This window comes from Enterococcus sp. M-BR2, assembly GCF_056612775.1.
On the sequence record NZ_CM152743.1, the window covers coordinates 2,162,449 to 2,177,270 of the forward strand.

A 14,822-nucleotide genomic window follows, 5' to 3' on the forward strand; every position below is an offset into this window, starting at 1 on the left:
CACCCACCAAAATTTTTATTAAATAAAAAACCGTTCACTATCTGAACGGTCCAAGTATCATTCAATTAAACGCGTTCAACTTTTCCTGATTTCAAAGCACGAGTTGACACCCAAACTTTTTTAGGTTTTCCGTCGACCATAACGCGAACTTTTTGTAAGTTAGGTTTAACAGTACGTTTTGTTGAGTTCATAGCGTGTGAACGGTTGTTTCCACTTTTTGTCTTGCGACCTGTAAAGTAACAAACTTTTGCCATGGTAATTTCCTCCTTTGCCTTGATTTGGAGCAATAGAATAATTCAGCTCATACCAGACTAACATATCATATAGATTGGAAATTTGCAAGTACATTTTCATGGATACAATTGACATTTGTGAAGAATAATTGTAAATTAAACAGGGTTATACCTGAAATTTTGCAAGGTTTTTGAGTACTTTGGGTAACTGCCTTTTATTTCAAGTTGCGCTATGATAAAATATGATAGAAGAAAAATGGGAGTATTTTACCCGTTAAGGAGGCTCATTCATGGCTGTAAAAATTCAAACGTCAGCTGGAACCATTGAAATTACCAATGATGTAATTGCAACAGTTGTTGGTGGCGCCGCGACAGATGTGTTCGGTGTTGTAGGAATGGCCAGCAAAAATCAAATTAAAGATAATATTACTGAGATTTTGCGTAAAGAAAATTACTCAAGAGGAGTAGTTGTCCGCCAAGAAGATAATGGTATTGCTGTAGATGTTTATACGATTATCAGCTATGGTACGAAAATCTCTGAAGTTTCTCGCAACGTCCAAGAAAAAGTGAAATACAATCTAGAGGCATTATTAGGTGTAGCTGCCAATTCGGTTAATGTCTTTGTACAAGGTGTTCGTGTACTGCCAGACTAGGCAGGAGACTGGCTGATAACTCAGCAGTCGATCTGAAGGAGGATTATCTAGGTGAGTGTAACAGAAATAAGTGCAAGCCAGTTCCAGGAAATGGTGCAGGCTGGTGCGAATCGTCTGCAAGTAAATGCAGAATACGTCAATTCATTAAATGTATTCCCTGTGCCAGATGGTGATACGGGAACAAATATGAATCTATCTATGACTAGTGGAGCGAAGGCAGTAGTAGATTCAACCTCAGAAAAAGTAGGAGAATTAGCAGCAATGCTTTCAAAAGGATTGTTGATGGGTGCGCGCGGAAATTCCGGCGTTATTTTGTCTCAATTGTTCCGAGGATTTTCTAAGCAAATTCCAGATGTTGTCTCATTAAATGCTTCTGATCTTGCTGCAGCATTCACTCATGGTGTTGAAACTGCGTATAAAGCAGTAATGAAACCAGTAGAAGGAACGATTTTGACAGTAGCTAGAGAAGCAGCAAAAGCTGGAGAAAAGAAAGCTAAGAGTACAGACGATGTCGTTGAAGTGATGACAGCTGTTGTAAAAGGAGCAAAGCGTGCTTTAGCTAAAACCCCAGACTTGCTTCCAGTCCTAAAAGAAGTCGGTGTTGTAGACAGTGGAGGACAAGGATTGCTGTTTGTTTATGAGGGCTTTTTAAGCGCATTGAATGGAGAATTCCAAGCGGATGAAACATATGAACCTTCTCCAGCAGAAATGGATGATATGGTCAATGCAGAGCACCATCGCAGTGTCCAAGGACAAATGGCGACAGAAGATATCCATTTTGGTTATTGTACAGAAATCATGGTGAAAATCGGTGAAGGACCTACTGTTGATAGCACGTTCGACTACGAAGAGTTCCGTAACTATTTAGATGGTATTGGAGATTCTTTACTTGTGGTCAATGATGACGAGATCATCAAAGTTCACGTGCATACAGAAAACCCAGGAGAAGTCTTGAACTATGGACAAAAATTCGGTTCATTAGTCAAAATCAAAGTCGACAACATGCGCTTGCAGCATGAGACGATTTTGGAACATGATGAAGAAGTGAACGAGTTTGCGAAAAAAGAAACACCACGTATCCCGTATGGTATCGTAGCAATCGCTGCTGGTAAAGGCGTCCAAGAGCTGTTTGAAAGTTTAGGCGCTAATTATGTTATCAGTGGTGGGCAAACAATGAACCCAAGTACGGAAGACATCGTTAAAGCGATCCAAGAAGTGAACGCAGATAAAGTGATTGTCTTACCGAACAACAAAAACATCTTCATGGCAGCTGATCAAGCGGCAGAAGTAGCAGATATCCCAGTAGCAGTCGTTCCTTCAAGAACGATTTCTCAAGGATTGACGGCTATGCTTTCATTCAATGATCAAGCTTCTTTAGAAGAAAACAAAGAAACGATGACAGAAATGTTGTCTAGCGTCGTAAGTGGTCAAGTCACTCACGCAATCAGAGATACCTCAATCGACGGTGTAGAGATCAAAGAAGGCGACTTTTTAGGCATGATTGATGGAAAAATCATGATCTCTAACCCAGATATCACAGCAACAGCGTTAAGTACACTAGAACAAATGATCAATGAGGACACAGAGATCGTAACGATCTTAGCAGGTGATGAAGGAACAGTTGAACAAGCAAATGAATTTGCTGAGAAACTAACAGAAAAACATCCTGATTTGGAAATCGAGATCCACCAAGGAGATCAGCCTGTCTATCCTTATCTATTTTCTGCTGAATAATTCCTGTGACAGAATATCTTTCTAACACAGTATTCATTCATAAAAGGCCTTCGGTTAGTGATCAGGTATGATCACTGACCAAGTCCTTTTTTTGTTAAAGGAGGGAGGAAAAAATATATGCGTTCTTTAGATGATCCAATCACTATGCTGGCAGGAGTCGGAGAAAAAAGAGCAGCTAGTCTTGCCAGCTTGGGTATCCAAACGATTGAAGACTTACTGACTTATTATCCTTTTCGCTACGAAGATATTCAGGAAAGAAATCTAAACGAGATCCAAGATCAAGAAAAGGTTACTTTGAAAGGAATCGTAGTCTCTCCTCCTGTGATGAATCGATTTGGTTATAAAAAAAGCCGATTGCAATTTCGTATGATGCAAGAACATGATGTGTTCAACGTTTCTTTTTTTAATCAACCTTATCTAAAAGAAAAAGTCATTTTATCGGAGGAAATCGCCGTATACGGTAAATGGGATGCAAAGCGTAAAGCCTTGAACGGGATGAAGATTTTAGGTTCTCAAACAATGGATGACTTTTCGCCGATATATCACGTCAATAAATCGATTCGTCAAACGACATTAGTTGATCTAATCAAAAAAGGGTTCCAAGAATACGGCACATTGATCGAAGAAAACCTGCCGAACAACCTTGTGGAGAAATATCGACTACTTGACCGAGCTTCCGCTGTAAGAAGTATGCACTTTCCGAAAAACCACGAAGAAAATCACCAAGCCAAACGACGTGTCGTTTTTGAAGAATTCTTTTTATTTCAAATGCGTCTTCAAGGATTGAAAAAAGCAGAAAAAGCAGAAACAAATGGCTTGGAGATCCTTTATGATGTCCAAAAATTAAAAGAATTTACTCAAAAGCTACCTTTTGAACTGACAAATGCCCAAAAACGAGTAACGAATGAAATCTGTCGGGATCTTCGCAGTCCTCAACATATGCAGCGACTTTTGCAGGGAGATGTAGGTAGCGGAAAAACAGTGGTTGCCGCAATTGCATTATATGCCACCGTTACAGCGGGTTTCCAAGGTGCGTTGATGGTGCCTACCGAAATCTTGGCACAACAGCACATGGAAAGTTTGCAACAGCTGTTTGATCCCAATGAAGTAACGGTCGCATTGCTTACAGGGTCAACGAAAACAAAAGAACGACGTGAACTCCTTGAAAAACTAGAACGAGGAGAAATCAACGTCGTGATCGGTACACATGCATTGATCCAAGATGGAGTTGAATTTCAGAATTTAGGTCTAGTTATTACGGATGAACAGCACCGTTTTGGTGTGAATCAGCGGAAAGTCCTTCGTGAAAAAGGCTGGCGACCTGATGTCTTGTTTATGACAGCCACTCCGATCCCTAGAACGCTAGCTATCACAGCGTACGGTGAAATGGATGTATCGATCATTGATGAACTTCCAGCTGGGCGTATCCCTATTGAAACACGCTGGGTAAGAACACCTCAATTAGACAGTGTACTGGATTGGACAAGGAAAGAACTGGCAAGAGGACATCAAATGTATGTCATCTGTCCACTGATCGAAGAATCAGAAGCATTAGACGTAAAAAACGCAGTGGAAATCTATGAAAAACTTCGTGAACTATTTGCGCCAAAATATGAAGTTGGCTTGTTACATGGTAAAATGAAGAATCAGGAAAAAGAAGTGATCATGGAAGCTTTCAAAGATAACCAGATGCAGATATTAGTTTCTACTACGGTAATAGAAGTAGGGGTAAACGTGCCAAACTCAACCGTCATGCTGATTATGGATGCGGATCGATTTGGTTTGGCACAGCTGCATCAGCTTCGTGGACGTGTTGGACGCGGAAGTGATGCTTCCTACTGTATCTTAGTTGCTAATCCCAAAAATGAACTAGGCGTGGAACGGATGAAAATCATGACAGAGACCACCAATGGTTTTGTACTAAGTGAAAAAGATCTGGAATTACGCGGTCCCGGTGAAGTATTCGGCTTCCGACAATCTGGTTTACCTCAATTTGCGATTGCTGACTTGGTGACGGATGGAAATGTTTTGGAGGTAGCCAGAGAAGAGGCTGCAGCTCTTTGGCAGATAAAGAATTGGCAGATGCTGCCTGAGTATCAGCCTCTAGCACAAAGCCTCCAGATAGAAAATCAGGATAATCGTTATTTCGATTAGCAGACTATGCTATACTTTATAATGATGATGGAAAAAGGAGTGGGAACAATGAAAATTGCCGTAGATGCAATGGGCGGAGATCACGCACCTCAAGCAATTGTAGAAGGCGTGGCTTTAGCTCAGCAAGATTTTCCAGAAGTAGAATTCTTACTTTACGGAAAAGAAGCAGAAATCAAGAAATACTTAACAAATGAAAAAAACATCACGATTATCCATACAGACGAAAAAATCAATAGTGATGATGAGCCAGTAAAAGCGATCCGACGGAAAAAGACTGCTTCAATGGTCCTTGCTGCACAAGCAGTGAAAAACGGCGAAGCGGATGCTATATTTTCAGCAGGGAATACAGGTGCGCTGCTAGCAGCGGGTTTGTTCATCGTAGGACGTATCAAAAATATCGAACGCCCTGGCTTGATGTCTACCTTGCCAGTAGTAGGAAAAGAAGGTGCCGGTTTCGATATGCTGGATCTTGGCGCTAACGCAGAAAACAAACCAGAACATTTGTTGCAATACGGTATTTTAGGTTCTTTCTATGCACGTAAAGTCCGAGGGATCGGACGTCCCCGCGTTGCTCTTTTAAACAACGGAACAGAAGCCACAAAAGGTAGTGAAGTGACGAAAAAAGCCTATGAACTTCTTCAGAATGAAACCAGTTTGAATTTCATTGGAAATGTAGAAGCGCGCGAGTTGCTCAATGGGGTGGCTGACGTAGTAGTCACAGATGGATTTACAGGCAATGCTGTTTTGAAATCCATTGAAGGAACGGCAATGAATATGATGGATCTATTAAAATCCGCTATTCTAAACGAAGGGATCAAAGGGAAAATGGGCGCCATGCTTTTAAAAGACGGCTTGCGTTCTTTAAAATCTGAAATGGATTATTCCAAACATGGCGGAGCTGTTTTGTTTGGCTTGAAAGCACCAGTCATTAAAACCCACGGAGCAACAGGTCCTGATGCTGTCCGCTATACGATCCGCCAAATCCACACGATGCTTGAAACAAATGTAGTAGGGCAGTTAGTCGAACAATTTGAAAAAAGCGAAGAATAATATTCAGATAGCTGAGGCAATCCGGTTCGTTAAAAAAAGGTGGACAATCCTGAAAAATGTCAGTAAAATTAGCCATGGTGTAGGTAATTGACAAGTGTATGATTCTTGGAGGTGAAAAAGTTGACTCGCGAAGAAGTATTTAACAAAGTAGCGAAAATTATTTCAAATCATTTTGAGATAGATACCGATAAAGTGTCGGATGAATTGAACATCAAAGATGATTTAAAAGCTGATTCAATTAGTATTATGGAGTTCGTTTTAGAACTTGAAGATGAATTCGGTACAGAAATTTCAGATGAAGACGCTGAACAAATTGAAACAGTTGGCGGTGCAGTAGATTATATCAGCAGCCATCTCAAATAATTTCAATAAAAGCAAAGAAGGATAAAAAGTTATATGCAACTTTTTATCCTTCTTTTTTTAATCTTTCTGACACGGAAAAGACATTTTTCTGATAATTCTGGCGATAATTAGAAATTATGTTGCAAAGTAAAGCGGTTTTCTATATAATTATTAATAATTCATTACACAAAGATAAGAATAACCTTTGTTATAAAACGCTTTATCCTGTGTAATGTTCTTTCTTTACTAAGAAAAACTTCCGTTTAGGAAGCAGAGAGGGGTATTCGATTGTCAGATAATCAATTATTAGAAGTTCAGAACCTACATACAGGCTTCCGACTCAAAGATGACTATTATGATGCAGTAGATGATGTTTCATTTACTTTAGACAAAAACGAGATCTTAGCAATCGTTGGGGAATCTGGGTGCGGGAAAAGTACATTAGCTACTACGATTATGGGATTACTTGATCCTAATAACACAAAAATTACAGGTGAAATTTTATATAACGATCTGAATTTAATCGAACTGAACGAAACGCTTTATAATAAAATCCGCGGAAATGATATCGGAATGATTTTCCAAGATCCGTTGTCTGCATTAAATCCTCTCATGAGAATCGAAGACCAGATCAAAGAAGGACTTTCCTATCACACAAAGATGAATGCAGAACAGCGTCAAGCTCGTGCACTGGAATTACTAGAACAAGTAGGGATTCCTAATCCAGCAAGAGTTGGACGTCAATATCCCCATGAATTATCAGGCGGTATGAGACAACGTGTCATCATCGCGATCGCAATCGCCTGCAAACCTCCAATCGTCATTGCAGATGAACCGACAACAGCCCTAGATGTAACCATCCAAGCACAGATTCTTGATTTACTGAAAGATCTTCAGGAAGAAACAAAAACAGGAATCATCCTGATCACTCATGATTTAGGAGTCGTAGCAGAAATGGCTGATCGAGTGGCAGTGATGTATGGCGGACAGTTTGTTGAAGTAGCGGGTGTAAAAGAACTGTTTGATCATCCGAAACATCCTTATACGCGCTCTTTATTGAACTCTATACCTCAAGAAGGAAATCATGATGCAGAACTCCATGTGATCGAAGGTGTGGTTCCTTCTCTGAAAAACATGCCTCGTAAAGGGTGCCGATTTGCTCCACGTATTCCGTGGATACCAGCAAGTGACCACGAAGAAGATCCTATCCTTCATGAAGTCGCTCCGAACCATTTGGTACGTTGCTCTTGCTACAAGCATTTCCACTTTAGAGACGAAAAAGGAGAGGTGTAGATGACAGAATTAATCACGATCAAAGACCTGAAAGTTCATTACCCTATTCGCAGTGGATTCTTCAATCGAGTAACGGATCATGTATATGCTGTAGATGGTGTGGATTTTATTATCGAAAAAGGAAAGACGTATGGTTTGGTGGGAGAGTCCGGTTCCGGAAAATCCACTACAGGAAAAGCAGTCGTTGGTTTAGAAAAGACGACAGCTGGACAAATCATGTATGAAGGAAAAGATGTAACGAAGCGAAGCAACCGAAAAAAAATGGGTTATAACAAAGACGTACAAATGATTTTCCAAGATTCAATGTCTAGTTTGAATCCTAAAAAACGAGTATTGGATATCATTGCAGAACCTATCCGAAATTTTGAACGGTTAAGCGATCAAGAAGAAAAGAAGAAGGTAAAAGGATTGCTAGATATCGTTGGGATGCCGGAAGATGCACTTTACAAATATCCTCATGAATTTTCAGGGGGACAACGCCAACGTCTAGGAGTAGCCCGCGCTGTTGCTACTAATCCAAAATTAATCGTGGCCGATGAACCGGTATCTGCTCTGGATCTATCTGTTCAAGCACAAGTATTGAATTTCATGAAACGGATCCAGCAAGAATACGGTCTCAGCTATTTATTTATTTCTCATGATTTAGGTGTAGTAAAACATATGTGCGACAACATCGCAATTATGTACAAAGGTCGATTTGTAGAAATCGGTACAAGAGAGGACATTTATAATGACCCGCGCCACATCTATACGAAACGTCTGCTTTCAGCAATTCCGCAAATCGATGTAGAAAATCGGGAAAGCCACAAAGAAAATCGCCGAAAAGTAGAACAAGAGTATATCCAAAACCAAAGAGAATACTATGATGCGACTGGCCGAGTCTACGATTTGCGTACGATCACAACTACACATAAAGTGGCGTTGAAAGATGGAGGTGCGAGCTAATGTGGAAAACGATTCTGCGACGTGTTTTATTGATGATCCCGCAAGTTATTATTTTAAGTGTTCTGATCTTCTTATTAGCCCAAGCGATGCCAGGGGATCCATTTACTGGTTTGATCAACCCAAACCAAGATCCGGCAGTGATCGAACAAATGCGACAATCAGCTGGATTGAATGACCCATGGTATGTCCAGTACTTCCGTTGGATCGGAAATGCTTTGCAAGGCGATTTTGGTCAAAGTTTCTTATACAAACGCTCTGTTGCTGACCTAATCGGTGAACGGATCATCAACACGTTATATCTATCGATCTTGACAGTTGTCCTTACTTATTTGATTGCTGTGCCTCTAGGGATGCTAGCAGGCCGGTATCAAAATTCGATCTTGGATAAGATCGTCGTGATTTATAACTTCTTTAGTTTTGCTGTTCCGTTATTCATCTTCGGCTTGATCATGCTGTTTGTTTTTGGTTATCGTTTAGGCTGGTTCCCAACAAGCGGTTCTCAAACACTAGGTTTGCAAGGGGGATTTATCACTCAGTGGATAGATCGCTTGAAATATATTCTGCTACCATCGATTACCCAAGCATTTCTGGCGACTGCCGTTACGATCCAATATCTGCGAAGCGAAGTAATCGATTCGAAGTCGCTTGATTTTGTCAGAACAGCCCGTTCCAAAGGGGTACCGACGAATAAAGTATTCAGTAGACATATCTTCCGGAATGCAGCGTTGCCGATGGCTTCGCAAATGGGGTATGAAATCACTTCGTTGATTGCTGGTTCTGTAGTTATCGAAAAGATTTTTGGCTATCCAGGAGTCGGGAAACTATTTATTGACTCTATTGGTCAACGAGACTACACCGTGATCACATCCTTAGTATTGATTTTAGGAATCGCGACGCTAGTGGGGACGTTACTGTCAGATATTATTATGAGTATCGTTGACCCGCGTATTCGGATTCAATAAAACCAATCAGAAAGGAGAATGGATCGATGAGTGAAAAAAACAATACAGCAGTTCAAGAAAGTATCCCTCCTATGGGGATACGAATGATTGCTCGAGAATTTAAAAAAGATAAAATCGCTATTTTTTCATTAGGTTTGCTAGTGGTTTTATTATTAGTGATTTTTATCGGTGCGATGCTGACCGATCAAGATAAAGTGATGTATGTTAGTATTTTTGACAAATATGCTGCCCCAGGAGCAGTTTCGACACAAGGACAAAAGTTCATTCTGGGAGCAGATGAAGGCGGACGTGATGTATTAGGTCAATTGATCATAGGTGCTAGAAACTCTGTCACGATCGGATTTGCGATCACGATCCTTACTTCGATCATCGGGGTTGGATTAGGGATCATCTCTGGCTACTACGGAGGGATCATTGACAACATCTTGATGCGAATTGTTGATTTTATCATGATTCTACCGATTATGTTGATCATCATCGTCTTCGTTTCGATTATTTCCAGATACAATGTCTGGTCCTTTATTTTCATCATGAGTGCATTTTATTGGGTAGCTAAAGCCCGATTATTCCGAAGCAAGACATTATCTGAAGCAAGAAGAGATTATGTCAGTGCCTCAAAAACAATGGGAACAAGTGATTTTAAAATCATGTTCCGCGAAATTATGCCGAATCTAAGTTCATTGATCATTACGAACTTGACAATGAACTTTGCGGCAAACATCGGTATCGAGACAACTTTGACTTTCTTAGGTTTCGGTTTGCCGGCAAATGTACCTAGTTTAGGTACACTGATCGGTTATGCAAGTAATGGAGAAGTCTTAGTGAATCGGCAATGGATCTGGTTACCCGCATCAATCCTCATTTTAGTTTTGATGTTGAGTATCAATTATGTTGGACAGGCATTCAAGCGTTCTGCAGATGCACGCCAACGGTTAGGCTAGTTATAGAAGCGAAGGGGGAAATAGGAATGAAGAAAACGATTTTTGGATTTGCAACGCTGATGTCTGCTGTTGTTCTTGCAGCATGCGGGGGCGGAGGTACAGATACTTCTGGAAATAACTCTGGAGGCAACAGCAATAACAAAGAGGAATTAACTTTTCCAATCGCAACAAAAAACAATGATGATGCAATCGAAGACGGTGAATTAGAAGCTGCGGTCGCAACGGACAGTCAGTTCAAAGGATTGTTCCAGTGGGAGTTTTATCAAGATTCTTTTGATGCAGCTTTCATGGCTCCTTCTCATGAAGCGTTATTTGCAAGTAACGATGATTTCCGAATCACCGATGATGGAGCAGCTACGCTTGACCTAGATCAAGATACGAAGAAAGCAACAATCAAAATAAAAGACAATGTCAAATGGTCAGATGGTGAAGACGTAACAGCTGATGACGTGATTTTCCCATATGAGATCATCGGTCATAAAGATTACACTGGTATCCGATACGACGATACGTTCCGTAATATCGTAGGGATGGAAGAGTATCATGATGGAAGTGCCGATACGATCTCTGGTATCAAAAAAGTGGATGACAAAACAGTTGAGATCGAATATAAAGATGTAAACCCAAGCATGCTGCAAGCTGGTGGCGGGATTTGGTCTTATGCAGCACCGAAACATACATTGGAAGGTATAGCAATCAAAGATATGGAATCTAGCGATCAAGTACGTAAAAACCCAGTAACTTTCGGACCGTACTACATGAGCAACATCGTAGCTGGAGAATCTGTGGAATACTTGCCAAATGAGCATTACTGGAATGGTACGCCTAAACTGAAAAAAATCACGATGAAATCTGTACCAACAGCCAGTGCAACTGAAGCATTGAACTCTAAATTATACGATATGATTTTCCAAATGCCAACAGACACATATGATACGTATAAAGAAATTTCCGGCTATACAAATTTAGGTCGTGAACAAACATCTTATACTTATCTAGGATTTAAACTAGGTAAATGGAACGCGGAAACAAAGAGTGTAGAATACAACCCGGATTCAAAAATGGCAGATAAATCATTACGTCAAGCAATGGGCTATGCTTTAGACAATGATGCAGTAGGCGAACGTTTCTATGCAGGATTAAGAAGCAATGCCACTTCATTGATCCCTCCAGTATTCCAATCTTATCATGATGATGAGTTGAAAGGATTCACGCAAGATTTAGACAAAGCGAAAAAACTATTGGATGATGCCGGCTACAAAGATGTGGACGACGATGGGTTAAGAGAAGACAAAGATGGAAACAAATTAACCATCAACTTTGCTTCGATGTCTGGTGGAGAAACAGCGCAACCATTGGCAGATTACTATATCCAACAATGGAAAGAAATCGGTTTGGATGTCCAATACACAACAGGTCGTCTGATTGAATTCAACTCTTTCTACGATAAATTAGAAAACGATGATCCTGAAATCGATGTTTACCAAGCTGCTTGGAATACAGGAACTGATCCAAATCCAAGTGGACTATGGGGACCGAATGCAGCATTCAACTACACTCGTTATGAATCAGAAGAAAATACAAAATTGATCAACGATATCAGTTCAAGCCAAGCATTTGATGAAGACTATTTGAAAGAAGCCTATCAAAAATGGCAACAGTATGCGTTTGAAGAAGCATTTGCGATTCCAACGTTGTTCCGTAACGAAGTATTGCCAGTGAACGACCGCGTCAAAGACTGGGATTGGTCTTATGATGTACCAAACCCATGGGCAAATGTTTCTGTTACAGCAGATTCACGTTCATAATCAATAAAAATGACCGAAAAAGGGCGATGTCCTTTTTCGGTTTTTTTAATTATCGTTATTTTTGATAGCAAATAAAAATAAATGTAGTTTTTTAAAACTTTATTTTAAAAACACGTTGAACATAAATGTGTTATTATATATAATTTAAATAGATTTTAAAGAAGGAAAATGTATAAAATGTGTGTTATTTAATTTAAGTTGAATAAAAATTATTGTTATTTTAAATTGATGGGAATTTTTCGCGTAGTTAATAAAAGAGAAGGTTCACACTTATCTCTTTTTAAAATAAAAAAAGGGGGACCGAACGACTGTCGCCTTTGCTTGTTCAAGTATGTTTCAATAGTCACTCGTGAGACACTTTAGGCACTCAAAAAAGGGAGCGGATACAAATGAAGAGAAATGTGAAAAAGATGATAGCAAGTTCATGTACACTTATTGCCTTGAGCAGCTGGATCGCACCAATCAATGCCGTTAGTGCGGCTGATCCAACCGCTTCTTTCTTCTAAACGATGAAAAAAATCTATCGCTTCTTTTTTCTATTCACAGTCACCAGTTTTTTATATGCTATTTCTTTTGTTGGAACCGAAATGATCAAATCAGCGATTCCAGAAATCCATTCATCGATCATCATCGAAGCAGCGAGTGGTGAAGAAAATCAGCAGGAAATGTACCAGACGATTACTTGACCTTGGTCTCAAAAGAGGAGCAGAAAATCAAAGAATCCCTCGAAAAATTTCAGGTAGACCATTTGATAGACAAAAAAATATTTCTCTTAAGCGGAGGAGAACAGCAGCGAGTTGCTCTTGCTCGTTTATTTTTGAAAGAACCAAAGATCATCTTTGCAGATGAGCCAACAGCCTCTCTTGATCAAAAGAACAAAGGAATCGTCCTTTAAGCATTACAAGAACTGAATGCAAAAGGAGCTACGGTCCTTGTGGTCACCCATGATCCAACATTGGCAGCAGAATTCGATTATGTGTTGGACATGAATGAATGGAAGAAATCAATCCAATAAACCTTATTTATGTGTTCATTCTGTTGGTTTTGTCTGATAGTTTACCAGTGATTGGACTGTTTTTTCAATCGTTTTATTGAAAAGTCATCAGCCAAAGATTCACCCACGATGGATAAAATGGTGTGTGTTCATTTCGCTCCTTTTTCAAGTGTTACTAACGGTGTTTCTTCTATTGAGCATTCATGTTTCAGAGGTTCAGCTAGGACCCGTCCAAGAAGTCATTGAAAACATACGAGAATAAGGGATTGTACAAAAAAAGGAATGTGACAATAGTCGTGTCACATCCTTTTTTCCTACGATTAGTCAAGTAAAAGATGTAATAAAAATAGCTCGTAAACAAAAGCGAAAAAATCAAGGCACACCAAATAAAGCCCCGTTCGTAAAAAAAATTTTCGATCTGGGCAAAGAAGTGGTATACTGTAAGTGGTTTAGTTAATGGTCCACTGAGACCGCGTACGCATAGTCGTACTCTGTATGTGCCCTAACCATAGCGTGCATACATTTCAGAAGCTTGTTCATACAAGCAACTGTGGCAACCTTCTCTTTCTTAGGGATAGGTTGCTTTTTTAATTTGTAGTAATAATCGACAATATGATTAGGAGCTGCGCGTTGCTGGCGAATCATATTTCGAATGGTGAAGAAAATAATTTTCCGTGCTTTGGGATTACCACGCTTATTGATGCGGTCTTGGCCAGTATACTTACCTGATTGATACCGTCGGATGTCGATTCCGACAAAGGCATTCAATTGTTTATGGGTTTTAAATCGTGTGATATCTCCTAATTCACCGAGCAATAAAGCGGCTGTGAGTGCGCCAATCCCAGGGAACGTTTGGTACAACAAAAAGCAAGGAGAGCCTTCGGCTTTTTTGATCATTTGTGTCGCTAGTGCTTCTTTTTGTTCGAGTAAATCTTGGAGAAGTTCGGCGTAATAGATCGTTTTTTGACAGTGGATACTGTCTTTTTCAACAGCTGGATAGGCACACTGTGCATAGTGGATGATTTGATCTGCCTTTTGCTCGGCACGATTCGCGGAGATTTTTTTCCGTGTTTCGTTGATCAGTTTATTTTTTATTTTTGTCCGAGTAGATGCCAATACAAAATCTGGATGGGGAAAAAGACGGATCAATGTCAATGCGTAAGGGGTCAGCCTGTTTGAAAAGAACTGTTCAAGCTCTGGAAAAGTCAACTGAAGGCAGTTGTGTAAATCCATGCGCAGACGAGTGATTTTCTTCTCAATTTCTTGATAAAAACGGGCTAAATCGCGCATCTCTAAGTAAAAATTGCTTTGTACTTCTTTTGGCTGACGTTGATTTTTAAGATGAGTCTGTGCGAGCCGATGGGCATCCGATTTATCTGTTTTCCAACTGCGTAAGGTGTTTTCTTCCATCTGCTTTTTCGCTTCTAACGGGTTTAACAAACAGTAAGAAAAGTGATGATCTTGAAAGAACTTTTCGACTGGTCTGGAATAAATCCCCGTTGCTTCAAAAACAATCAATGGACGTTCAGGCAAGTGCTGGATCTCTTCGAGTAATGCATGAAATCCTCTTTGAGTGTGTTCGATCTCGTCTTCAAATAAGCAGGTGTCGTCTTTGTATAGGACACTGTAGCTGTGTCCCATTGAAACATCTAATGCAAGAATGTAAGGCATTTGTATTCCTCCTTTTTAAGTGTTGAAAGAACTTTACTGCTT

The 14,822-nt window shown here is 40.0% G+C and carries 14 protein-coding genes; 12 read left to right on the forward strand and 2 right to left on the reverse strand.

Annotated elements, in window-relative coordinates; translation table 11 throughout:
• Positions 1 to 65: 65 nt before the first annotated feature.
• On the reverse strand, positions 66 to 254 hold the full coding sequence (gene rpmB / locus AC1F25_RS10545) for a 50S ribosomal protein L28 (RefSeq protein ID WP_002290463.1): 189 nt from the start codon (positions 252 to 254) through the stop codon (positions 66 to 68).
• A gap of 269 nt (positions 255 to 523) precedes the next feature.
• Between rpmB and AC1F25_RS10550 the strand changes: the two genes are divergently transcribed.
• From AC1F25_RS10550 to AC1F25_RS10605, 12 genes are all read left to right on the forward strand, one after another.
• Entirely contained in the window at positions 524 to 886 is a 363-nt protein-coding gene (locus AC1F25_RS10550; RefSeq protein ID WP_002290464.1) for an Asp23/Gls24 family envelope stress response protein, read from the forward strand.
• Between the two features lie 51 nt (positions 887 to 937).
• Positions 938 to 2,620: a DAK2 domain-containing protein gene (locus tag AC1F25_RS10555; RefSeq protein WP_002290465.1), complete on the forward strand. Its 1,683-nt coding sequence runs from the start codon at positions 938 to 940 to the stop codon at positions 2,618 to 2,620.
• 117 nt (positions 2,621 to 2,737) lie between these two features.
• Positions 2,738 to 4,774 (forward strand): ATP-dependent DNA helicase RecG, encoded by a 2,037-nt coding sequence (gene recG / locus AC1F25_RS10560; RefSeq protein ID WP_151668759.1) that lies wholly within the window; start codon positions 2,738 to 2,740, stop codon positions 4,772 to 4,774.
• A 48-nt stretch (positions 4,775 to 4,822) separates the two neighbouring features.
• Entirely contained in the window at positions 4,823 to 5,824 is a 1,002-nt protein-coding gene (gene plsX / locus AC1F25_RS10565; RefSeq protein ID WP_002290467.1) for a phosphate acyltransferase PlsX, read from the forward strand.
• 120 nt (positions 5,825 to 5,944) lie between these two features.
• Positions 5,945 to 6,187 carry an acyl carrier protein gene (gene acpP, locus AC1F25_RS10570; protein ID WP_002290470.1) on the forward strand — a complete coding sequence of 81 codons (243 nt, stop codon included), beginning with the start codon at positions 5,945 to 5,947 and terminating at the stop codon, positions 6,185 to 6,187.
• 267 nt (positions 6,188 to 6,454) lie between these two features.
• Entirely contained in the window at positions 6,455 to 7,459 is a 1,005-nt protein-coding gene (locus tag AC1F25_RS10575; protein ID WP_002309832.1) for an ABC transporter ATP-binding protein, read from the forward strand.
• The gene (locus AC1F25_RS10580; protein ID WP_002309831.1) at positions 7,460 to 8,404 is read left to right on the forward strand and encodes an ABC transporter ATP-binding protein; all 945 of its coding nucleotides are present in this window, start codon (positions 7,460 to 7,462) and stop codon (positions 8,402 to 8,404) included.
• On the forward strand, positions 8,404 to 9,366 hold the full coding sequence (gene opp4B / locus AC1F25_RS10585) for an oligopeptide ABC transporter permease (protein WP_002290474.1): 963 nt from the start codon (positions 8,404 to 8,406) through the stop codon (positions 9,364 to 9,366). Before AC1F25_RS10580 ends, opp4B begins: the two co-directional genes overlap by 1 nt.
• 26 nt (positions 9,367 to 9,392) lie before the next feature.
• On the forward strand, positions 9,393 to 10,307 hold the full coding sequence (locus tag AC1F25_RS10590; protein WP_002290475.1) for an ABC transporter permease: 915 nt from the start codon (positions 9,393 to 9,395) through the stop codon (positions 10,305 to 10,307).
• Between the two features lie 26 nt (positions 10,308 to 10,333).
• Positions 10,334 to 12,115: an oligopeptide ABC transporter substrate-binding protein gene (locus tag AC1F25_RS10595; RefSeq protein ID WP_002290476.1), complete on the forward strand. Its 1,782-nt coding sequence runs from the start codon at positions 10,334 to 10,336 to the stop codon at positions 12,113 to 12,115.
• Positions 12,116 to 12,624: 509 nt separating this feature from the next.
• Positions 12,625 to 12,801, forward strand: a complete 177-nt coding sequence (locus AC1F25_RS10600; protein ID WP_213385967.1) for a hypothetical protein — start codon at positions 12,625 to 12,627, stop codon at positions 12,799 to 12,801.
• 62 nt (positions 12,802 to 12,863) lie between these two features.
• The gene (locus tag AC1F25_RS10605) at positions 12,864 to 13,010 is read left to right on the forward strand and encodes an ATP-binding cassette domain-containing protein (protein WP_280515148.1); all 147 of its coding nucleotides are present in this window, start codon (positions 12,864 to 12,866) and stop codon (positions 13,008 to 13,010) included.
• Positions 13,011 to 13,562: 552 nt separating this feature from the next.
• Here AC1F25_RS10605 and AC1F25_RS10610 read toward each other — a convergent pair.
• Positions 13,563 to 14,780 carry an IS110 family RNA-guided transposase gene (locus AC1F25_RS10610; RefSeq protein WP_002334789.1) on the reverse strand — a complete coding sequence of 406 codons (1,218 nt, stop codon included), beginning with the start codon at positions 14,778 to 14,780 and terminating at the stop codon, positions 13,563 to 13,565.
• Positions 14,781 to 14,822 lie beyond the last annotated feature (42 nt).

What these genes read in the sequence shown, in the direction of transcription:
- AC1F25_RS10590 (WP_002290475.1), top strand. Translation starts at nt 9,393, where the DNA reads ATGAGTGAAAAAAACAATACAGCAGTTCAAGAAAGTATCCCTCCTATG.
- AC1F25_RS10595 (WP_002290476.1), top strand. Translation starts at nt 10,334, where the DNA reads ATGAAGAAAACGATTTTTGGATTTGCAACGCTGATGTCTGCTGTTGTT.
- AC1F25_RS10550 (WP_002290464.1), top strand. Translation starts at nt 524, where the DNA reads ATGGCTGTAAAAATTCAAACGTCAGCTGGAACCATTGAAATTACCAAT.
- AC1F25_RS10580 (WP_002309831.1), top strand. Translation starts at nt 7,460, where the DNA reads ATGACAGAATTAATCACGATCAAAGACCTGAAAGTTCATTACCCTATT.
- AC1F25_RS10610 (WP_002334789.1), bottom strand. Translation starts at nt 14,780, where the DNA reads ATGCCTTACATTCTTGCATTAGATGTTTCAATGGGACACAGCTACAGT.
- opp4B (WP_002290474.1), top strand. Translation starts at nt 8,404, where the DNA reads ATGTGGAAAACGATTCTGCGACGTGTTTTATTGATGATCCCGCAAGTT.
- AC1F25_RS10600 (WP_213385967.1), top strand. Translation starts at nt 12,625, where the DNA reads ATGAAAAAAATCTATCGCTTCTTTTTTCTATTCACAGTCACCAGTTTT.
- plsX (WP_002290467.1), top strand. Translation starts at nt 4,823, where the DNA reads ATGAAAATTGCCGTAGATGCAATGGGCGGAGATCACGCACCTCAAGCA.
- rpmB (WP_002290463.1), bottom strand. Translation starts at nt 254, where the DNA reads ATGGCAAAAGTTTGTTACTTTACAGGTCGCAAGACAAAAAGTGGAAAC.
- recG (WP_151668759.1), top strand. Translation starts at nt 2,738, where the DNA reads ATGCGTTCTTTAGATGATCCAATCACTATGCTGGCAGGAGTCGGAGAA.